Source organism: Actinacidiphila guanduensis (assembly GCF_900103985.1).
Classification (GTDB): domain Bacteria; phylum Actinomycetota; class Actinomycetes; order Streptomycetales; family Streptomycetaceae; genus Actinacidiphila; species Actinacidiphila guanduensis.
Genome location: NZ_FNIE01000002.1, coordinates 622,368 through 642,152, shown reverse-complemented (window position 1 = coordinate 642,152; position 19,785 = coordinate 622,368). Strand labels below are relative to the sequence as shown.

Genomic DNA, 19,785 nt, shown 5'->3' with positions numbered 1-19,785 from the left:
CGTCTCTCTTCCGTGTGGGGTGGGCGGCGTCACGATGTCCGCGGGGCCGGTGCGGTCCCTGCCGGGCCGGCCGCGTCGCCGGTCCGCACGGCGCCGAGCACTTCGGCGACGGCGCTGTTGCGGGTGTCGGCGATGTAGAGCAGGCCGCCGGAGGGGTCGACCGCCAGCGCGCCGGGGGTGTTGAGCTTGGAGGCGGCCGGGGCCGCGCCGCTGCTCTCACCGCCGGGCGCCGCCGAGGAGTTGACGAGCGTGGAGATCGTCCCGGCCGAAGTGACCTCGCGCACCGCGTTGTTGAAGGTGTCGGCGATGAACAGGTCGCCGGCGCCGTCCAGGGCCACGCCCTGCGGGTCGTTGAGCCGGGCCGAGGTGGCGGGGCCGCCGTCGCCGGAGAAGCCGCCCAGGCCGTCGTCGGCCGCGCCCGCGGCGCGGTTGCCCGCCACGGTGCTGATGACGTGGGTGCGGGCGTCCACCCGGCGGATCACGTTGTTGGCGGAATCGGCGATGTACAGGTCGCCCTTGGCGTCCAGCGCGATTCCGGCCGGCTGGTCGAGCAGCGCTGCCGCGGCCGTCCTGCCGTCGCCGCCGTACCCGGCCCGGCCGGTGCCGGTCGTGCGCAGGACGGCGCCCTTGGCGGAGAACTCCAGCACCCGGTCGGCGCCGGTGTCGGAGACGAAGACGTCGCCTGCCGGGTCGACCGCGACCGCCGTCGGGCGGTCGAGCCGGGTGCCGCGCGCGTCGCGGCCGGGCCGGTCGCCCGCGGTGCCGGTGCCGGCGAAGCGCTCGATCACGCCGGCCGCGGTGACCTCGCGGACCACGTGGTCGCCGCTGTCGGCGATGAACAGGTCGCCCTTGGCGTCCACCGCGGTGCCGGCCGGCTGGTAGAGCGTGGACTTGTCGGCGGTGCCGCCGTCGCCTGTCTCGCCGTTGCCCTCCAGGGAGCCGGCGACGATCGTGGTCTCGCCCTTGCGCAGCGCGGCGACCACGTTGTCGCCGGTGTTCGCCACGTAGACGGTGCCGTTGTCGGCGGACAGGCCGGCCGGGCGGTACAGCGAGCCCGGGGTCACGTTGGGGACGGTCGCGCCGGTGCCGGGGTCGATGTGGGTGCCCGTGGTGTCGCCCACCGAGGCGTACGGCAGCGTCTGCAGGATCGGCCCCGGGGGCACCGCGCTGGGGCCGACGACGAGCTTGAGGTCGTCGGCGGTGCCGTCGCTGTTGGCGCCGCTGCTGACGCCCGCCGTGGCGATGGTGACGACGACCTTGGCGGTGCCGTCCGGCACGGTGCCGTACCAGGACTGGGGGATCAGGCTGGAGGTGTTGTCGCGCTGGGCGGCGCTGACCGGGCCGATGACGCCCGAGCCGAGCGAGGAGCCGTCCGAGGCCTCGAAGGCGGCGGTCACCGTGGCGTAGTCGCCCTGCGTGGAGTAGCCGCCGAGCTGGCCGGAGAGCCGGAAGGGCTTGCCGCCGGCGTCGATGGCGCTCAGGTCGACCGTCTGGGTGCCGGTGGTGGTGACACCGGGGATGGAGACGGTGCTGGGGTTGGTGCCGCCGTAGAAGACGCGGCTGCCGACCGTGCCCGGGTACGTCGAGGCGCGCGACTCCTGGGTGCCGTCCGGCGGGTTGAGCGGGGAGGCGCTGGTCCAGCAGTCCGCGACGGTCTGGTCGTCGCCGAGCGGGGCGCCGAGCGCGGTGGCCGCCGTGTAGTCCTCGGCGCCGGGGTTGGCGATGAGGTTCTTGTCCAGCGCCGGCGTGACCTGGTCGGCGGCCGGGCAGGCCGCGGTGTAGCGCTGGCCGCCGGCGCTCCGGCCGATGGTCAGGTCGAGATCGTCGGCGGTCCCGTCGCTGTTGGCGCCGCCGCTGACGGCCACGGTGATGACAGTGACCAGCACCTTCTTGGTGCCCGCCGGCACCGTGCCGTAGGCGCCGTCCGGCAGCAGCTCGGAGGTGTTGTCGCGCTGGGCGGCGGTGGCCGGGCCGATACCCGCGGTGCCGAGGGTGGCGCCGTCCGCGCCCTGGAAGGTGGCGACGACCTCGGCGTAGTCACTCTGCGTGGAGTAGCCGCCGACGTCGCCGGTCAGCTTGAACGGCTTCCCGTCCGCGCCCAGCGTGCTCACGTCGATCAGCTGGGTGCCGGTGGTGACCGTGCCCGCGACCGCGACCGTGCTCGGGTTGGTGCCGCCGTAGAAGACGCGGCTGCCGACCGTGCCGGGGTACGTGGAGGCGCGCGACTCCTGGGTCCCGTCGGGCGCGGCGAGCGGGGAGTCGCTGGTCCAGCAGTCGGCGATCGTCTGGTCGTCGCCCGCGGCGGCGCCCAGGTCGGTGGCCGCGGTGTAGTCCTCGGCGCCCGGGTTGGCGATCAGGTTCTTCTCCAGCGCCGGGGCGACCTGGTCGGCGGCCGGGCAGGCGGCGGCGTAGTGCTGGCCGCTGCCGGCCCGGGTGATCCGCAGGTCGATGCTGTCGGCGCGGCCGTCGATGCCGTACCCGGCGCTGACGCCGGTGGAGGCGATGGTGACCAGCACTTTCTGCGTGCCGGCCGGGACCGTGCCCACGGCGGCCCGCGGGACGAGGCTGGTGACGCCGCCGCGGTGGGCGGAGTCGACCGGGCCGAGGACGGCCGAGCCCAGCGTGGTGCCGTCGGCGCCCTCGAAGGCGGCGGTGACGGTCGCGTAGTCGCCCTGGGTGGTGTAGCCGCCGATCGCGCCGGTCAGGCTGAACGACTTGCCGCCGGCGTCCAGCGCGCTGACGTCCACGGTCTGGGTGGCCGTGGTGGTGACGCCCACGACGGAGATCTGCGGGGAGTCGTAGTCGTAGCCGCCGTAGAAGGCGCGGCTGCCGCTCTGGCCCGGCGTCGAGGAGGCGTACGACTCCAGGACGGCGCCCGGCGCGTTCATCGGGGAGGTGGCCGTCCAGCAGTCGGGGACGTCCTGCGGGTCGCCGTCCGGGGCGCCCAGCGCGGTCACCGCGGTGAAGTCCTCGGCGCCGGGGTTCTCGACCAGGTTGGCGCCCAGCGCCGGGGTGATGGTGTCCGCGGCAGGACAGGCGGCGGTGTAGCTCTGCGACGGGGCGGCCGCGTGCGCGCTCTGGCCGCCGGCGTCCGCCACGGCCAGGCCCATCGCCGCCACGGCCGCGGCGATCGCCGCCGCCGCGGCCGTCCAGCGGGCCTTCTTGGGAAGAGTCATGCCGCCATTGATGGGGCAGCAGCACGGATGCCGCGCGTTGCGTACATGTCATTGCGGCGACCCGTACGCGAACAGTGGCTGCACACGGTGTGCGCGCAACTCCCTTGTACTGACCGGCATTTCACAACGGATCGGACACGGTGCGGGGCTGCGAGCCGTGCGCTCAAGGGGACTTCGGCGCGCGAGTGAGGGCGGCCTCGGCTCGCCGGTCGGGGCGGCTCGGCCGGCGCGAGGGCCGGGGCGGCGTTCGACGCGCGAGCCGGTGACTCGCCGCGCGCCTCAGGGGGATTCGACGCTCTCCTCCGCCAACCCGGCCGGGGCGGGCGGCAGTCGGGGCTCCTCGCTCCGCTGTTCCGGAGCCTCCGCAGTACGTCCTGGTGCCGCGGCCGTCGCCAACACCGAGCCGGCCAGGATCAGGACGAAGGCCGAGACGATGGTCGGGCTCAGCGGCTCGCCGAGGAACAGGGCGCCCGCGGCGACCGCGATCGCCGGGTTGACGTAGGTGATCACGGTGGCGCGGGCGGGACCGGCCTCCTTGATCAGCTCGAGGAACGCGACGAAGGCCACGGCCGTGCAGACCACGCCCAACCCCGCGAGGGCGGCCAGCACATGGGGCGCCGGCACCGCGGAAGGGAACGTGGCCGCGGCGGCGGGCGCGTACACCAGCGCGGCCAACGCCAGGCAGGGCGCGGTGAGTTGCAGGGTCGGCACGTCCTTCAGATGGCGGGCCGCGATCATCGGCGCCGTGGCGTACCCGACGACCGTCACCAGCACCTCGGCCAGCGAGCGGGCGTCGCCCCCGGTCAGGTGCGGCACGGTGAGGACGACCACCCCCGCCAGGCCCAGCAGCAGTCCGCCCAGGCGGCGGGTGCCCAACTGCTCGCGCGTGCCCAGGAATCGCGACAGCGCGAGCCCGACGATCGGCACGCCCGCGATCAGCAGGCCGGAGGTCGAGCTGGACAGCCGGCGCTCCGCGTCGGTCAGGGTGAACCAGGGGCCGATGATCTCGATGCAGGCGAAGGCGAGCATGGGGCGCCAATGCGTGCGGACGGTCCGCGTCAGGCCGCCCTGGCGCAGAGCGAACGGCAGCAGGAGCAGCGCTCCGAGCGCGCAGCGCGTGAACACCACGGTGGACGGGGACACGACGTCCACCGCCACCTTGATCATCAGGTAGGGGATGCCCCAGACCACCCCCATCAGCGAGAACAGGAACCAGCCGCGTGCAGTCATGGGCCCACTCTCGCCCCGCTCACCTGTGCGCGTCTTGAACGCTGTTGCGGTACGCCGCCGGGGTCACCCCCAGCACCCTGCGGAACCACCGGGTCAGGTGGGCCTGGTCGGCGAACCCCACCAATGGCGCCACCTCGGCCGGGCGCAGCCCCGCTTCCAGCAGGCCGCGGGCTCTTTCGACCCGGTACTGGGCCAGCCACGCGTACGGCGGGATGCCCGTCGCCGTACGGAAGGCGCGCAGCAACTGGTAGCGGGACATGCCGAGTTCGGCGGCGAGTTCGGCCAAGGAGGGTGGGGCCGTGAGGTCGTCGGCCAGCCGGTCGCGGACGCTGCGGGCGATGGTCGCGGCGCCCGGTACCGCCGTGTCGAGGGGGCGGGCTGTCGAGTGGCGGCGGGCCAGTGCCGCGAGGAGCCAGGGGATGCGGGACTCGGCTTCCAGTGGGTCGGGGCACGTGCTCAGTTCTCTGTGGGTGGTGCGGAGCGCTGCCGCGAGCTCGGGGTCGTCGAGGAGCGGTTCCTTGAAGTGGGGGGTGCCGGTGACTCCGTCGGTCAGGAGGTTGCTCGCCGCGTACACCGCTCGGTACGCGTACCCCTCCGACGCCGCCGGGCCGCCCGTGTGCACCTCCCCCGGCGCCAGCACCACGATCGAGCCCGGGCCTGTACGGATACGGCCGCCTCTGTAGTCGATGACCTCCTCGCCGCCGGTGCACACGCCGATGGTGAAGTCGGCGTGGGCGTGGGGGGCGTAGACGTGGCGGTCGAAGCGGGCGGTGAGGAGGTCGAGAGGGGGGCCGCTGCGGCCGAGGCGGGCTCGCGTCCAGAGCGCTTGCTCTCTTGTCACGGTGCCCTTCTTTCCTTTGGCCGGTGCGGTGCGGTGTTTTGGGGGTGCGGTGCTGTGCGGTTCGGTGCCTTGGCTGTCTGGTGCGGTGTTGTGCTGTGCCGTGCGGTGTCTTGTGGTGCCGTGTCTTGTGGTGCGGCTCGGTGCGGTAGGTCGGTGACGGGACCTGGGGGGCGAAATCGTATATTTACGGGCCTGGCGGCCCACAAATACACGGAAGCATTTCGCCCCCCAGGTCCCGCCCCCTCCCCGTGGGCACCCCAGGGTTACCCCGAAGCGGCCGAGCACCCTTTCAGCTTGGAACACCGGGTCCCTCACCGAAACTCCCTTGGGCCAGCAGCACGTACGGCGCCCACGGCCACAGGGCTCCACGGCTCCACGGCTCCACGGCTCCACGGCCACAAGCTTCACGGCTTCACGACTCCTGGGCTCCTGGGCTCCTGGGCTCCTGGGCTCCTGGGCTCCTGGGCTGACCATCCCGCCGCGTCTCCGCCGCGTCCCGGTGACGGACCGCCTCGGCCTCGCCGTCCCGGTTCCGCGGCCACCGCACTCCGCTGTGACCTCGCCCGCAGGGCGCCCGGCTCCCGGCAGGCCGCTTGGGCTCCCGCCTCTACGCCCCCACCTCGCCACGTCTCCGCCGCGGCCCCGTGACGGACCGTCTCCGGCCTCGCCCGGCTTCCGCGGCCTCCCCGCCCCTCCCCTCGCCATCCCTCCGCCTCGGCGTCTCCTGCCGTCCCGCGGCTCCGCGCCCGTGGGGCTGTCCGCGGCTCGGCGTCGCTGCTCGTTGAAGGGATCGGTTGTGGGGGGAGTGGGGGGTGTTGTGGGGGTTGGCTGGGTGGGGGGGTGGGGTTATGTTGCGGACACGACAACGTTGCCAGGCTCGGGTGTGGTCCCGTGGACGCCGGGGGCGCATCCGTACTCGTGGAGGTGGGCGGTGGCCGGTTTGCGTACGGGTGGGGGACGACGGTCGGGGTGGGGGAAGGTCAAGGGGAAGGGGCGGGTGCTGCGGGGGATGGTGGGGGCGGGGGTCGTGGTGGCCCTCGGGGTGTCCGCTGTGGTGGTGGGCGGGGGGAGTGCCGGGGCCGCGGGTGGGGGGTCGGGGCTCGACTATGTGGCGCTGGGGAGTTCGTTCGCCGCCGGGCCCGGGATTCCGCCCACGCAGTCCGGGGCGGGTGCGGCCGCTTGCTCGCGGTCGGACAACAACTACGCGAGCATCGTGGCGCGCGACATCGGGGCGAACCTGACGGACGCGTCGTGCAGCGGGGCGACGACGGCGAACGTGCTGACGGACCCGCAGTCCGGGCAGCCGCCGCAGATCCAGGCGGTCACCAGCGCGGCCAAGGTGGTGACCGTGACGATCGGCGGCAACGACGTGAACTACCTGGGGAGCATCGACACGTACTCGTGCCTGACCGGGGGCGGCTCCAACTGCGGGTCCGTGGACCGGAACGCGATCGACCAGACCTTCGGCCAGCTGGCCGGGCGGCTGGAGAACGTCGTCGACGCCGTGCACAGCGCGGCTCCGCAGGCGCACGTCTACCTGGTCAATTACTTCACGATCCTGCCCGATACGGGGGTCTGCGCGAACGTGCCCCTCACCGATGACCAGGCCGCCTACGAGCGCAGCATCGCCAGCCGGCTCGCCACCGCGACCGCGACCGCGGCGAGTACGGCGGGGGCGACCCTGGTGGACCTGGCCGCCGCCAGCCACGGGCACGACGCGTGCGCGGCCACGCCATGGGTCGAGACGTACCGGCCGGCGGCGGGCCGTACGCCGTACCACCCGAACGAGGCCGGGATGCGCGGGGCCGCCACCCTCGTGGAGTCCGCGCTGGCCGGAGCCGGGCAACTGCGCACGGCCGTGGCGCACTCCGGGATCGCCGGCAAGTGCCTCGACGTGGACGGGCAGAACACCGCGAACGGCACGCCCGTGCAGATCTACGGGTGCAACGGCACCGTTGCGCAGCGCTGGACGTACACGCCCGGCGACGGCGGGACGCTGCGGGCCCTGGGTGGGTGCCTGGACGTCAGCGGCAGCGGCACCGCCGACTTCACGAAGGTGCAGCTGTGGCAGTGCAACGGCACCGGCGCCCAGCGCTGGGTGACCGGCGCGAACGGCTCTTTGGTCAACCCCGAGTCGGGCAAGTGCCTGGACGATCCCAACAGCTCCACCACCGACCGCACCCAGCTCCAGATCTTCGACTGCAACGGCACGGCCGCCCAGAACTGGACCCTCGCCGACAGCTGATCCGCTCCTGGGGAGGTTGGGTTCCCATCCCGGGGAGGGCGGCTCCGCTTCCCCGGGCGGGTTCCGATCACCCTCGGGAGGCGGGTTCCGGTCCCCCAGCGGGGTCGCCTCTCCGGACTGCCTCGGGTCGACCGCCTCGCGCCCCGCTTTCCCGTGCCGACGTACGCGGTGGCGTCCTGAGGCGTCACGAGGCCGCCGCGGCGCGCAGCCGCTCCGCGTCCCGGCCCGGGGGGAGGCCGAAGTGGCGGCGGTACTCGCGGCTGAACTGGGACGCGCTGTCGTAGCCGACGCGGAAGCCGACCGTGGCCACGTCGTCGGCGCCGGCCAGGAGCAGCAGGCGGGACTGGTGGAGGCGGATCTGCTTCTGGAACTGGATCGGGCTGTAGGCGGTGACCGCGTGGAAGGCGCGGTGGAAGGCGGAGGCGCTCATCGCGCAGGTGCGGGCCAGGTCCTCGATCCGGAACGGCTCCGCGTAGTGGTCGGTGATCCACTGCACGGCCCGGCCGATCCGGGTCAGGCTGCTGTCGGCGAGCGCGATCTGCCGCATCGTGGCGCCCATCGGGCCGTTGAGCAGCCGCCACAGGATCTCGCGCTCGATCATCGGGGCGAGGACGGCCCGGTCGGCGGGGCCGGCGTCCAGCAGGCGCAGCATGCGGGCGGCGGCGTCGAGCAGGTCGTCGTCCGCGTCGGCGACGCCGAGGGCCGCGGCGGGCGCGGCCGGGCGCGAGGGGCGGTCGGCGGCCGGGCCCTCCAGCAACATCGGGGCCAGCGCGGCCGGGCGGATCACCAGCCCGAGGCCGAGCGCGGGGCGCTGCGGGCTCGCCTCGATGTAGTGCCCGGTGATCGGCAGGTCGATGGAGGCGACGAGGTACTGGCCGGGGCCGTAGTCGTACGTGCGCTCGCCGAGCGCGACCCGCTTGGCACCCTGCGCGATCAGCGCGACCACAGTGCCGGTCCTGGCGGGACTCGGCTCCCCCGTTCTGTCCTCGGCGGCCAGCAGCAGCCCGTCGATCACGGTCTTTTGGTCCGTCCGCGCATGCCGCGCGATCAACTCCCGCAGCTCCCCGAGCAGGTGCTCCCGCCGCACGAAGGGCGCGGTCTCATACGGGGTCTCCGGCAGGATCACGCAACCCAGGGTACGTCTTTTGGTCGTGGGGGCGCCCGCGTATGGCTTCGGGCGCCAGGATCATGCAGCTTCCGCGGTGGGGTAGGGCTGCGCGCGAACGCTGGATCCACGACCTGACGGGCTGCTCCGGGGGAGGAACTGCGCGGGCAACCGCTCGCCGGCCCGCAGTCGGGCGGCGGCCTGAACCCCCGCGGCGAGGGAACCGTTCAAGCCACTACGCGTGTCCTCCCCGGGGAATCGAAAAGGACGCGAACTCCCGATGTGAGGTTGCCGTGAAGCGTATGCCGCGCCTGCTGACCGCCGCTGTGCTCGCAGCCGTCGCGCTGCCCCTCCTGTCCGGTTGCGCGAGCGAGAAGCGCGGCACCGCGGACTCCCCCGTCGCCAACCAGCGGGGCGACGACTCCCCGGCCAACGTCACCAACTTCCCCGACCACTTCGCCAACATCGCCACCAAGTGCGTTGCCGGAGCGCCCGGTTTCCGCGCCTTCGTCACCACCCGCGAGGCCGCACCCGTGGTGCTGCCGGACCCCAACTGCAAGTAGCGGCAGGAGGGTTGGGCGCCCCTGGCCGGGCCCCGCTCAGGCCCGGCCGGTGCGGTCGTCCACGGTGCCGCCGAGCAGCCGGCGGTCCTCCAGCAGCGCCTCCTCGGCGAGCACCGCCTCCTCGGGCACTGCGGGCGCCTCGCGCGGGGCCTGTTCGGCGTCGGCCCGCTCCTTCGAGGCCCCGGGGTGGGCCTCCTCGGCGTCCGCCTCCGTCAGCGCGCGGTGGACCGTGCTCAGGACGACCGCCGCGGCGGCGACCACGACCGCGCCCAGCACGAACGGCACGTGCGTGTTGTAGTGCTCGACCAACTTGCCCGCCACGTACGGCGCGAGGCCGCCGCCGATGAACCGTACGAAGCCGTACGTGGCCGAGGCGACCGGGCGCGGGACCGGCGCGATGCTCATCACCGCGGTGGTCACCAGGGTGTTGTTGGTGCCGATGAAGATGCCGGACACGATCGTGGCGGCGATCACCACCGCGCGGTGGTCGGGGAAGAGGCCGATGACGAGGGTGTCCAGCGCCATCAGCACCATGTTCCCGTAGAGCGTGCGGGCCGTGCCGAAGCGGGACTTGAGCCAGGGCGCGCCGAACACCGCGAAGATCGCGACGAGTACGCCCCAGCCGCAGAACACCGCGCCCAGCCGCAGCGGGGAGAGGTGCATCAGGAAGGGTGCGTAGCCGAGGATCGTGAAGAAGCCCCAGTTGTAGAGGAGTCCGGTGACGCTGGTGGTGGCCAGGCTGCGGTGCCGCAGCGCCTTGATCGGCTCGCTGATCGAGGAGGGGCGCTCCGGGCGCGGGGTGGCAGGCACGAGGACGGCGGTGGCCACGAGCGCGATGAGCATCAAGGCCGCGACGCCGAAGAAGGGGCCGCGCCAGCTGATGTTGCCCAACAGGCCGCCCAGCAGCGGGCCGCAGGCGATGCCGACACCGAGCGCGGTCTCGTAGAGCACGATCGCGCCCGCGAAGCCGCCGCTGGCCGAGCCGACGATGACGGCGAGCGAGGTGGCGATGAACAGCGCGTTGCCCAGGCCCCAGCCGGCCCGGAAGCCGACGATCTGCCCGATGCTGCCGCTCGCTCCCGCGGTGGCGGAGAACACGACGATGAGGACCAGGCCGCTGATCAGGGTGCGCTTCGCGCCGATGCGGCTGGAGACCCAGCCGGTGACGAGCATCGCGACGGCGGTGACCACGAGGTAGCTGGTGAACAGCAGCTCGACCTGGCTCGGGCTCGCCCGCAGCCGGTCCGCGAGCGACGGCAGGATCGGGTCCACCAGGCCGATCCCCATGAAGGAGATCACGCACGCGAACGCCACGGCCCAGACGGCCTTCGGCTGCCGGAACGGGCTCGCGACGGCTGCCTCGGGCTCCGCGGCGCTGGTGACTGAACGGCTCATGAGGGCTCCCTTGCACTGGTCCTGTCTGCCCCGATGACAACACTATAGATAGACTATATAGACAGTCAATGTAGGTGGTGGGACGGTGAGCGGGTGTGGTTAAGCTTCGGAACATGAGCCGATCGGCAACGCCCGCGGGGACGACCGGGGACACGGGGAAGCGCGGGGCGGCGGGCGCACCGGAGGATTCGGCACCGGGCACGGAGGGTGCGGGTGCCATGGCGCGTACGGAGGGTTCGCCCCCTCGTACGGAGGGTCCCGTGCGCGGGGACGGAGGAGCCGTGGACCGTACGGAGGGTGAGGGATTCGGGAACGAGGGCTCCGCGCCTGGTACGGAGGGTGCCGCGTCGCCGGACGCAGGGGCCGCAGGCCGTACGGAGGGCGCCCCCTCACACGGCGGAGGGGCCGCAGGCCGTACGGAGGGCACCGAACTCGGGGAAGAAGGTTCCGCTCCTCGTACGGAGGGCGCCGCATCGCAGGACGCGGGGGCCACAGGCCGTACGCAGGGTGCCGTTCTTGCGGAAGAAGGGTCCCAGGGTGGCGCCGAGGACGCCGGGGACGCGGGGCTGCGGTCGGCCGCGGCCGTGTACGGCCTGCTCTCCTCGCTGCTGCGGCACACCCAGCGCGACATGAGCCTGACCTCGCTGGCGACGCTCGCCACCCTCAGCCGTACGGGCCCGCGCCGTATCACCGACCTCGCCGCGGTGGAGGGCGTCACCCAGCCGTCGGTCACCACGCTCGTCACCAACCTGGAGCGCGCCGGCCTGGTCGAGCGCCGCAGCGACACGGCCGACAAGCGCGTGGTGCGGGTGGCGATCACGGACAAGGGTGCCGACTACCTCGCGGTACGCCGCCAGGCCAGCATCGAGGCGTTCGCGAGCCTGATCGGGGACCTCTCCCCCGCCCAGGCGGCGGCCCTTGCGGCGGCGATCCCGGCCCTGGAACGCCTGCGCGAACTGGACGACGAGAAGCGCGACCCCCACCAGCCGGCCCCCTGACCGCCCCACATAAACCGCCCGGCCCCGCCACCCCCGAATACCGCGGCGCGAGCCGCCCCGCCCGTACGGTAGAGTGACCACGTCGGACCGCCGCGGAACCCTCCGCAGTCGATCCGAAACGGGACGTGGCGCAGCTTGGTAGCGCACCTGACTGGGGGTCAGGGGGTCGCAGGTTCAAATCCTGTCGTCCCGACGCAGGTCAAAGGCCGCTCTGATTCTTCCAGAGCGGCCTTTGACATCAGCGGGTGACATCAACCCGCCCGGCGGGCTCCCCTATGAGGCGGTCTCGCCCCCTTCTTCCTCGGTCTCATCGTCCAGCCCAAGCGCGTCGTCCATCCGCTGCGCGGCGGCCTGCAACGTCGCGTTCACTACACGGGCGTACACGTCAAGCGTCACAGCGATGGTGATGTGCCCGAATGTCTTCACGATGGTCAGCGCCTCCACGCCCCGGGCCGACAGCGGCGAGGCACAGTGCGCCGGACTGGCTGCGGAGGCTGCAATGAGGGGGGCGCCACATCCTGATAGATGATCAAGTTTGCCTATTCCATGAGGATATGCCTATCCATCCCCCTAGCCGGTCCATCCATGGTGTACTCGCTTGTCGTGACAGCAGTCGGCGATCGAAGCCTGTTTCATTTCACACATCTGGACAATTTGCCGCACATCCTCGCAGAGAAGCGCCTAGTGGCAGATACCGTGATGCAGAGCAGGGGCGGCGTGCCCATGGAGTGCGGCGACCGATCGATCAAGGCCGAGCGACGAACCAGGCACATCAAGCTACCGCCCTACGGCTGCCCGGCGGACTACGTGCCGTTCTACTTCGCCCCCCGCTCGCCGATGCTCTACGTGATCAGCAAGGGAGGCGTGCCGACCTACAGTGACGGCCAGAGCCCCCTGGTCTACCTCGTGACCAGCGTCGACGACGCGGTCAGCACCGGCCAGCCCTACGTGTACAGCGACGGCAACTGCGCCGCTGCGATCACCAGGCACTACACGGACCTCGCGTCGATGGATGCGGTCGTTGACTGGGACGTCATCAAAGCCACAATCTGGGCCAACACGAGGGATGACGGCGACCGCATGCGCCGTCGCGCCGCCGAGTTCCTGGTCCATGAGCACTTGCCGATCTCCGCCATCCACACGGTAGCGGTCTACGATCATGAACACGTTCAACCAGTAACTCACCTACTCAGGGGAGCAGGGGTTGAACTCTCCGTCACTGTCAGACGCGAGTGGTACTACTGAACTGCTCGGTAACCAGCCACATCAGACCGGGCTCGACATCGACCGCAAGGAGGGGCTCCAATGATCACGCGAGGCACCGGCAACCTGCTCATGGCAGATGTCGATGCCCTTGTTAACACGGTTAATACCGTGGGCGTAATGGGCAAGGGTATCGCTCTGCAGTTCAAGCGAGCTTATCCGAGCAACTTCGATGACTACAAGGCCGCGTGCGACCTTGGCGAAGTTCAGGTCGGTCGCATGCATGTGCACGAACTCAGTCAAGTAAGCGGCCCACGGTACATCATCAACTTCCCGACGAAGCAGCATTGGCGCTCGCCATCAAAACTTGAAGATATCACCTCTGGCTTGATCGTCTTGCGGGACGAGATCGTAAAACGTGGAATCAAGTCAATCGCCGTCCCTCCGTTGGGGTGCGGAAATGGCGGGCTGGATTGGAATGATGTCGGCCCCCTGATCGAGCAAGCACTTGGAACCATTCCGGGAGTAGAGGTCCGGATCTGGGAACCATCAGGATCACCTGCTCCAAAGTCGATGCCCAATGCGACCCCCAGGCCCCCACTGAATCGCGAAAGAGCTTCCTTCCTCGCCGCACTGGGACGCTACGTGCAATCGGGAATCGCGAATGGGCTTGCGATCGAGCCACGCGTGTCACTCCTCGAAGCCCACAAGGTTGCCTATTTTCTTCAAAAGCTGGGCCTACCGCTCGGCCTAAAGTTCGACAAAGGCACCTACGGGCCCTACTCCCAGCGGCTCGACCGGGCAATTTCGGTGATGGAAGGGCATTTTGTCACTGGCTTCGGCGACGGCACAAGCGGGGCGCAAGCACTTCTTGAACTCGACAAAGAAGCAGTCGAAGAGGCCGAGATGTTCATTTCGGAATCGGCCGAGTTCGAGGCGATTGCTCGAAGGTTCCAGAAGCTCATCTCGGGATTCGAGGAACCTTTCGGAATGGAACTCCTCAGCACTGTTCTTTTCGCATCCGAGGAGCTGGACGGAACGACCGTCACCCTCGAGAAGGTAGTCGAGTACATCCAGGGATGGAACGATCGCAAACGTCGGCTCTTCACCAGCACGCACATTGCCACCGCGTGGAATCGCCTGGAAGAAGTTGGGCTTTCTGCAGTCTAATTTTTAACTGAACCATCCGGTCTCTCTCCGAGAGTGAATACTGATGGGCGCACTAGCCCAAGATCAGATCCGCATCTGCGACTGATGACCAAGCTCTCCGTAGCCTCTGCCGAGAACGACCGTGTCCGTCGTCTCGCGGCGAGCATGGGCGGTTTCATCGGCCCGCGGCACTTCGCAGATGGCGGCCCCGCCGGGCCCATGAATTGGCATGGATGGCGAGAGCAAGCCGGAGGGAGTAACACACTGGGGCTCGGACGTGGGTGGGGCGGGCTCGTAGGATCGGGGGATGGCGTTCGCAGAGGGCAATGGCTCGTAGGGCTCCGCGGGAGCTTCGGCGCGGGCGGGGCGGCGAGCGGAGCGGTGGCAGGGCGAGCACGCTGCTCGTCGGATGCTGTCCTGGACCTCCGGCGTGCGACTCGGTGCACACGTTCCTCTTCGTCGACGGCCTCGACGTGATAGCCCGCAGCGACAGCCGGATGGTCGGACTGCACCCGAGGCAGTTGCTCCGGCCCGGTGGTCCCCTGTACCCGAGTGAGGCGCCTCGCACGGTGAGCGTGGCACGTCGCGAGGGCTCCGAGGCCGACCTCGGCGACCTCCGCCTCAGGCTGCGGCTTCGCGGCGCGTCGGTCGTCTGGAGCGATCTGATGTACCCGGGGCCCGGCCATGAGCCCATCGAGGAAGTGCGCTTCCCAATCGAGCAGTACATGGCCGAGGTGCAGCGCGCCTACGCGGCTTGGGCGTTGCCGCTCACCGAGTGAGGGCACCACGGGAAGAAGCGCGGAAAAAGGAGTGGTGGTGGCGGGGTGGGGCGGGGGAAGGTCGGGGGATGGTGGGGACTTTTGCTGAGGCGGTGCGCGGGTGGGTGGCGGCCGGGCGCGGGGGGATCGGCGGGCTCGCGGGGGAAGTGGAGGAGGCCGCCCGGCGCGACGGGGTGCGGGTGGTGGTGCTCGTGGAGGGGGTCAGTGACGCCGCCGCCGTCCGGGAGCTGGGGGTGCGGCTCGGGCGGGACCTCGCCGGTGAGGGGGTGTGCGTGCTGCCGATCGGCGGCGCGATGGGGGTGGGGCGGTACGTCGGCGCGCTCGGCGGCGGGGAGCTGCGGCTCGCCGGCCTGTGCGACGCCGCCGAGGAGCGCTGGTTCGCCCGCGCCCTGGAGCGGGCCCGCTACGGCACCGCGCTCACCCGCCCCGACCTGGCCCGCCTCGGCTTCCACGTGTGCGTCGCCGACCTCGAGGACGAGCTGATCCGCGCGCTGGGCGCCGGCGCCGTCCAGGAGATCGTCGAGGCCGAGGGCGAGCTGCGCAAGTTCCGCACCTTCCAGAAGCAGCCCGCGCAGCGAACCCGCACCGTCGAGCAGCAGCTCCACCGCTTCCTCGGCACCCACAGCGGCCGTAAGGAGCAGTACGGCCGCTCCCTGGTCGCCGCCCTCGACCTCGCCCACACCCCCACCCCGCTGCACCACCTGCTCGCCCAGCTCTGACACGGGCCCAAGCCCGTACCACCACGACGGCGCCGTACCAACACGCCCCCATGTGCCAAGACGGCACCGTACCAACACGGCAGCGCGCCAGGACTTCCCCGTACCGCGACGGCCGCGGCCTCGCCCGAACGCCCGCCCCGCCGCTGCACGTGCCGGCCGGCCCCGAAGGAGATCCGCCGTTACAAAAGGGCACCCGCGTCCCGCGGGCCCACACCAGGTCCGTACCGCCGGGGCCCTGTCCTACCCCCCACCTAGCCTTCCCCCATGACCGACACCCGCTTCCACCGCTCCTGGTCCCGCTTCGACAGCTGGCTCGCCGCCAACTCGCCCGAGGACCACGCCCTGTTGCGGGCCGGCGCGAGCCCGTACGACATCGCCCACGTCGAACGCGAGTTGGGGTTCGCGCTCCACCCCCACCTGCGCGCGCTGTTCGAACTGCACGACGGCGTACGGGAGGAGTGGCCCGCGGAACTCGGCGGCTTCATGGCCGGGTTCCTCCTGCCGGGCTCGCACATACCGCACGGCCTGGACCGGGCCCTGGAGGACCACCGCATGTTCGCCCGGACGTTCGAGGACGTGGCGGAGGAGGACGGGCCCTTCGAGGACGGCGCGGAGCCCCTCATCGCGCACGCCCACCAGTGGGTGCCGTTCGCCCATTCCAACGATGCCGGCACGGTGTTCGTGGACCACCATCCCGGTCCGGGGTACGGGCATGTCCACACGATGGGCGTCGGGGCCGGGGACGTCGAGGGCGAATTGTGGGCGACCGACCTCGCCGAGTTCTTCGACACGCTGGCCGACTGCCTCACCAGCGGTACGTCCTTCGGCCGCCACACGCCGACGATGTTCCACCACCCTTCGGGCCACGCCCGGCTCGACTGGTAGCCGCCGTTCGAAGACGCCCGGAGCCGCCAACAGCCCCGCCCCCAAAGGGCCCAGCAATCTCAAGGGCCCGCAACCGCCCAAGGCACCCTGCTCGTAGCCGCCATTCCGAGACGCCCGGAGCCGCCAACAGCCCGCCCGCAAAAAGGGTCGGCAAGGCCCAGCCAACTCAAAGGACCCGCAGGCACCCGCCTCAGCCCCGCGGAGCGCTCTCCTCCGGGCGCGCGGGCCCCGACCCCGCCCCCGACTCCCCCGCCCACAGGTCGATCCGGGCCGTCACGTCGGCGAAGTGCTCCCCGATCGTGGCCGCCGCCGCGTCCGGGTCACGGGACTCCAGGGCCTGAAGCACCTGACGGTGCTGGCGGACCACCTGGGCGTGGTCGGTACGCGGCTTGGCCATGTCCGCCTCCAACTGGCGGTACACGTCCCAGAAGAGAGCGATCAACTGGAGGGCGAGGCCGTTGCCCAGCGGCTCGTAGAGCAGCTCGTGGAAGCGGCGGTCGTGGCCGGCCCGGCCGGCGTCCCCGTCGGCCTCCAACGCGTCCAGTTCGGCACGCAGGCGTGCCAGATCCTCCGCGCTCAACTCGCGCGCGGCCCGCCGGATCAGCCCGCTCTCCATCAGCGCGCGCACCTCCACGATGTCGCGCAGCGCCCGCGGGTTGGAGCGGCGGACCGCGAGCCGGGAGTGGAAGAGCAGCCCGGGCGCCATCGAGCGCAGCGCCGCGGTGCCGACGTACGTGCCGTAACCGTGCCGGATATCGACGATGCCGAGCGCCTGCAGACCCTTGAGCGCCTCACGCACCGAATTCCTGCTGACACCGAGCGTGCGCATCAGCTCCGGTTCGGCGGGCAGCGCGTCGCCCGGGTCGAGGTCCATGTCGACGACCAGGTCGACGATCTGGTCCTGCACGGTCGGGCGCCGGGCCCGGTCCGCAGTCCGCGACACCGGGGCGGGGGGCTTGCGCTGCGCTGGCATGGAGCCTAGGTTACCGCCACGGTAGGACGTCGGACATCCTACGTCCTACCTACCCGCTCACCTGCCGACCGACGCTCCCGAGGATGCGAGCCCCATGGACAACTCACCGGCGCCCCCACTCCGTTGGCGCGCCGAACTCGCCCGCCAGGACTGGAAGGCGTTCACCGCGGCCTGGCTCGGCTACGGCATGGACGGCTTCGACTTCGTCCTGATCACCCTGGTCCTCACCGAGATCGGCAAGGATTTCCACCTTTCCACGGTGCGGGCCGCCACCCTCGTCTCCGCCGCCTTCGTGTCGCGCTGGTTCGGCGGCCTGGCCCTCGGCGCCCTCGGCGACCGGCTCGGCCGCCGCCCCGCGATGGTGCTCAGCATCGCGCTGTACGCGGTCGGCTCCGTGCTGTGCGGCTTCGCCTGGGGCTACTGGTCGCTCTTCGCCTTCCGCATGGTGGTCGGTCTCGGCATGGCCGGCGAGTACAGCGCCAGCGCCACGTACATCATCGAGAGCTGGCCGCGGCGGATACGCAACACGGCCAGCGGCATGCTGCTGAGCGGCTACCCGCTGGGCAGCGTGCTGGCCGCCAAGACGTACGCCTGGGTGGTGCCGCACACCAGCTGGCGGGTGCTGTTCTGGATCGGCATCGTGCCGGTGATCCTGGCGATCTACCTGCGCCGCAGACTGCCGGAGGCCACCGACTGGAAGGCCGCCCGCGAGGCCGGGACACCGCAGGTCAGCGCGACAGCGCGGCTCTTCGCCGGCCACTGCAAGGCGTGGAACCTGCCGGTGTGCGCGATCGCCGCGGTCGCACTGCTGGTGGTCCTGCGCGGCGAGTCGCCGACGGTGACGCTGCTGCTGGTCGCCCTGATCACCGCCTGCTTCGTGGCGATGTCCGTGCAGTTCGCGCGGCGGCTGTGGCCGGTGGTGGTGGCGCTGATGGTCACCGTGTTCTGCGCGTTCATGTACTCCTGGCCGCTGCAGTCGCTGCTGCCGACGTACCTGAAGACCGACCTGCACTACGACCCGGCCCAGGTCTCCGACGCGCTGCTGTACGCGGGCTTCGGCTACGCGGCCGGCTCGGTGCTCGTCGGCTACCTTGGCGACCGGTTCGGCACCCGGCGCGCGTACGTCGGGATGCTGATCGTCTCGCTCGCCTTCGCCTACCCCGTCTTCGCCCTCGGCGAGGGCCACACGGTGTGGCTGTGGGTGCTGCTCTTCCTGCTGGTGGGCACGAGTTCGGGCGCCTCGGGCATCCTGCCGAAGTACGTCAGCGACCACTACCCGATCGAGATTCGCGCGGCCGCCCTCGGTTTCAGCTACAACGTCGGCGCCCTCGGCGGCGCCGCGGCGCCGGTGCTCGGCGCCAAACTCGCCGAGCCGCTGAGTCTGGGCACCTCGATCATGGTGCTCTCGCTCGGCATCACCGTGATCGTCGTCCTGCTGGTCGGCTTCGACGTGCCCGCCCGGGTGCAGCGGATGGCCGGCGCACGGCAGCAGGAGGCGCTCGCGACGGTTCCCCCTACCAGTGAGAAGGTCTGATGTTCCACGGAGTCGTTCCTCCCCTGTGCACCCCGCTGACCGCCGACGGGGAGGTGGACACCGCGTCGCTGGAGCGGCTGACCGCCTTCCAGCTGGACGCCGGTGTGCACGGCCTGTTCGTCGGCGGCTCCACCGGCGAGGTCGCCCAACTGACCGACACGGCACGGGACACCGCGCTGCGCACGGTGGTCGCCACCGCGGCGGGCCAGGTGCCGGTGCTGGCCGGCGCGATCGACACCGGGACCCTGCGCGTGCTCGAACACGCCCGCCGGGCCCAGGCGTTGGGCGCGGACGCGGTGGTGGTCACCGCGCCCTTCTACGTCGGCGTCGGCGAGGCCGAGGTCCGGGCGCACTACGAGCGGCTGCACGCGGCGCTCGAACTGCCCGTCGTCGCCTACGACATCCCGTCCAACGTGCACTGGAAGCTGCCGCCCGCGCTGCTCGGCGAACTCGCCCAGGCGAAGGTGATCGCGGGCGTCAAGGACTCCTCGGGCGACCTGGAGTCCTTCCAGCGGGTGCTGGACGCCGCCGCGGGCAGCGGCGCCGGCTGCCTCACCGGCTCCGAGACGCTGGCCGACCTCGCGCTCGCCCGCGGCGCCGACGGCATCGTCCCCGGCCTCGGCAACGTCGACCCGCACGGCTACGTGCGCCTGTACGAGGCCGCGCGCGCGGGCGACTTCACCGCCGCCCGGGCCGAACAGCGGCGGCTGACCGAGCTGTTCACGATCATCGAGGTCGCCGACGGGAGCCGGGTCGGCCGGATCTCCGCCGCGCTCGGCGCCTTCAAGACCGCGCTCGCCGCACGCGGGGTAATCGCCTCGCCCGGCACGGTCCCGCCGCTGCTGCCGCTCACGGCCGCCGAGTCGCGCGAGGTGGCCGCGCGGCTGGAGGCGGCGGGGCTCGGCCGCGTCCCGTGAACGGCCTGCCCCCGCGCAGGGGGCCGGCTCCGCGGACGGGTGGCCGCCCGTCCGCGGGGGCAGATGTATGCCG

At 71.5% G+C, this 19,785-nt stretch carries 17 protein-coding genes and 1 tRNA gene; 11 read left to right on the top strand and 7 right to left on the bottom strand.

Features of this window, described 5'->3' with window-relative positions; genetic code table 11:
* Positions 1-29: 29 nt before the first annotated feature.
* The 3 genes from BLR33_RS06070 to BLR33_RS06060 form a co-directional block, all read right to left on the bottom strand.
* On the bottom strand, positions 30-3,176 hold the full coding sequence (locus BLR33_RS06070; protein ID WP_093783182.1) for an NHL domain-containing protein: 3,147 nt from the start codon (positions 3,174-3,176) through the stop codon (positions 30-32).
* Positions 3,177-3,455: 279 nt separating this feature from the next.
* Positions 3,456-4,406, bottom strand: coding sequence for a DMT family transporter (locus BLR33_RS06065; protein ID WP_093783181.1), 951 nt, complete (start codon positions 4,404-4,406; stop codon positions 3,456-3,458).
* Positions 4,407-4,425: 19 nt separating this feature from the next.
* On the bottom strand, positions 4,426-5,247 hold the full coding sequence (locus tag BLR33_RS06060) for an AraC family transcriptional regulator (protein WP_093783180.1): 822 nt from the start codon (positions 5,245-5,247) through the stop codon (positions 4,426-4,428).
* Between the two features lie 1,009 nt (positions 5,248-6,256).
* On the opposite strand from BLR33_RS06060, the gene BLR33_RS06055 reads away from it, so the two are divergent.
* Positions 6,257-7,492 (top strand): SGNH/GDSL hydrolase family protein, encoded by a 1,236-nt coding sequence (locus BLR33_RS06055; RefSeq protein WP_093783298.1) that lies wholly within the window; start codon positions 6,257-6,259, stop codon positions 7,490-7,492.
* A 184-nt stretch (positions 7,493-7,676) separates the two neighbouring features.
* Here the strand turns inward: BLR33_RS06055 and BLR33_RS06050 are convergent, their stop codons facing one another.
* Complete coding sequence (locus tag BLR33_RS06050) at positions 7,677-8,618, bottom strand: AraC family transcriptional regulator (RefSeq protein ID WP_245771184.1); 942 nt, start codon at positions 8,616-8,618, stop codon at positions 7,677-7,679.
* Positions 8,619-8,899: 281 nt separating this feature from the next.
* On the opposite strand from BLR33_RS06050, the gene BLR33_RS06045 reads away from it, so the two are divergent.
* Positions 8,900-9,160 carry a hypothetical protein gene (locus tag BLR33_RS06045; protein WP_093783179.1) on the top strand — a complete coding sequence of 87 codons (261 nt, stop codon included), beginning with the start codon at positions 8,900-8,902 and terminating at the stop codon, positions 9,158-9,160.
* Between the two features lie 36 nt (positions 9,161-9,196).
* Here the strand turns inward: BLR33_RS06045 and BLR33_RS06040 are convergent, their stop codons facing one another.
* Positions 9,197-10,555, bottom strand: coding sequence for an MFS transporter (locus tag BLR33_RS06040; protein ID WP_093783178.1), 1,359 nt, complete (start codon positions 10,553-10,555; stop codon positions 9,197-9,199).
* A gap of 584 nt (positions 10,556-11,139) precedes the next feature.
* Here BLR33_RS06040 and BLR33_RS06035 point away from each other — a divergent pair.
* Positions 11,140-11,553, top strand: a complete 414-nt coding sequence (locus BLR33_RS06035) for a MarR family winged helix-turn-helix transcriptional regulator (protein ID WP_322987121.1) — start codon at positions 11,140-11,142, stop codon at positions 11,551-11,553.
* A gap of 119 nt (positions 11,554-11,672) precedes the next feature.
* Positions 11,673-11,746, top strand: a tRNA-Pro gene (locus tag BLR33_RS06030).
* 80 nt (positions 11,747-11,826) lie between these two features.
* Here the strand turns inward: BLR33_RS06030 and BLR33_RS35065 are convergent.
* Positions 11,827-11,997 (bottom strand): hypothetical protein, encoded by a 171-nt coding sequence (locus BLR33_RS35065; protein ID WP_176930144.1) that lies wholly within the window; start codon positions 11,995-11,997, stop codon positions 11,827-11,829.
* Positions 11,998-12,078: 81 nt separating this feature from the next.
* On the opposite strand from BLR33_RS35065, the gene darT reads away from it, so the two are divergent.
* The 5 genes from darT (at position 12,079) to BLR33_RS06005 (ending at position 16,288) form a co-directional block, all read left to right on the top strand.
* Positions 12,079-12,798, top strand: a complete 720-nt coding sequence (gene darT, locus BLR33_RS06025) for a type II toxin-antitoxin system toxin DNA ADP-ribosyl transferase DarT (protein WP_093783177.1) — start codon at positions 12,079-12,081, stop codon at positions 12,796-12,798.
* Between the two features lie 60 nt (positions 12,799-12,858).
* On the top strand, positions 12,859-13,926 hold the full coding sequence (darG, locus tag BLR33_RS06020; protein WP_093783176.1) for a type II toxin-antitoxin system antitoxin DNA ADP-ribosyl glycohydrolase DarG: 1,068 nt from the start codon (positions 12,859-12,861) through the stop codon (positions 13,924-13,926).
* A gap of 548 nt (positions 13,927-14,474) precedes the next feature.
* A complete protein-coding gene (locus tag BLR33_RS35585; RefSeq protein ID WP_218136613.1) occupies positions 14,475-14,684 on the top strand; it encodes a hypothetical protein in 210 nt (69 codons plus the stop codon).
* A 68-nt stretch (positions 14,685-14,752) separates the two neighbouring features.
* Positions 14,753-15,403, top strand: a complete 651-nt coding sequence (locus BLR33_RS06010) for a TOPRIM nucleotidyl transferase/hydrolase domain-containing protein (RefSeq protein WP_093783174.1) — start codon at positions 14,753-14,755, stop codon at positions 15,401-15,403.
* A gap of 264 nt (positions 15,404-15,667) precedes the next feature.
* A complete protein-coding gene (locus BLR33_RS06005; protein ID WP_093783173.1) occupies positions 15,668-16,288 on the top strand; it encodes an SMI1/KNR4 family protein in 621 nt (206 codons plus the stop codon).
* Between the two features lie 190 nt (positions 16,289-16,478).
* Here the strand turns inward: BLR33_RS06005 and BLR33_RS06000 are convergent, their stop codons facing one another.
* Positions 16,479-17,261 (bottom strand): FadR/GntR family transcriptional regulator, encoded by a 783-nt coding sequence (locus tag BLR33_RS06000; RefSeq protein WP_245771183.1) that lies wholly within the window; start codon positions 17,259-17,261, stop codon positions 16,479-16,481.
* A 94-nt stretch (positions 17,262-17,355) separates the two neighbouring features.
* On the opposite strand from BLR33_RS06000, the gene BLR33_RS05995 reads away from it, so the two are divergent.
* Positions 17,356-18,795, top strand: coding sequence for a sialate:H+ symport family MFS transporter (locus tag BLR33_RS05995; RefSeq protein ID WP_093783172.1), 1,440 nt, complete (start codon positions 17,356-17,358; stop codon positions 18,793-18,795).
* Positions 18,795-19,712 carry a dihydrodipicolinate synthase family protein gene (locus BLR33_RS05990; RefSeq protein WP_093783171.1) on the top strand — a complete coding sequence of 306 codons (918 nt, stop codon included), beginning with the start codon at positions 18,795-18,797 and terminating at the stop codon, positions 19,710-19,712. Before BLR33_RS05995 ends, BLR33_RS05990 begins: the two co-directional genes overlap by 1 nt.
* Positions 19,713-19,785: the final 73 nt, after the last annotated feature.

What these genes read in the sequence shown, in the direction of transcription:
- BLR33_RS06070 (WP_093783182.1), bottom strand. Translation starts at nt 3,176, where the DNA reads ATGACTCTTCCCAAGAAGGCCCGCTGGACGGCCGCGGCGGCGGCGATC.
- BLR33_RS06065 (WP_093783181.1), bottom strand. Translation starts at nt 4,406, where the DNA reads ATGACTGCACGCGGCTGGTTCCTGTTCTCGCTGATGGGGGTGGTCTGG.
- BLR33_RS06055 (WP_093783298.1), top strand. Translation starts at nt 6,257, where the DNA reads ATGGTGGGGGCGGGGGTCGTGGTGGCCCTCGGGGTGTCCGCTGTGGTG.
- BLR33_RS06045 (WP_093783179.1), top strand. Translation starts at nt 8,900, where the DNA reads ATGCCGCGCCTGCTGACCGCCGCTGTGCTCGCAGCCGTCGCGCTGCCC.
- BLR33_RS06040 (WP_093783178.1), bottom strand. Translation starts at nt 10,555, where the DNA reads ATGAGCCGTTCAGTCACCAGCGCCGCGGAGCCCGAGGCAGCCGTCGCG.
- darT (WP_093783177.1), top strand. Translation starts at nt 12,079, where the DNA reads ATGATCAAGTTTGCCTATTCCATGAGGATATGCCTATCCATCCCCCTA.
- darG (WP_093783176.1), top strand. Translation starts at nt 12,859, where the DNA reads ATGATCACGCGAGGCACCGGCAACCTGCTCATGGCAGATGTCGATGCC.
- BLR33_RS06010 (WP_093783174.1), top strand. Translation starts at nt 14,753, where the DNA reads ATGGTGGGGACTTTTGCTGAGGCGGTGCGCGGGTGGGTGGCGGCCGGG.
- BLR33_RS06005 (WP_093783173.1), top strand. Translation starts at nt 15,668, where the DNA reads ATGACCGACACCCGCTTCCACCGCTCCTGGTCCCGCTTCGACAGCTGG.
- BLR33_RS06000 (WP_245771183.1), bottom strand. Translation starts at nt 17,261, where the DNA reads ATGCCAGCGCAGCGCAAGCCCCCCGCCCCGGTGTCGCGGACTGCGGAC.
- BLR33_RS05995 (WP_093783172.1), top strand. Translation starts at nt 17,356, where the DNA reads ATGGACAACTCACCGGCGCCCCCACTCCGTTGGCGCGCCGAACTCGCC.
- BLR33_RS05990 (WP_093783171.1), top strand. Translation starts at nt 18,795, where the DNA reads ATGTTCCACGGAGTCGTTCCTCCCCTGTGCACCCCGCTGACCGCCGAC.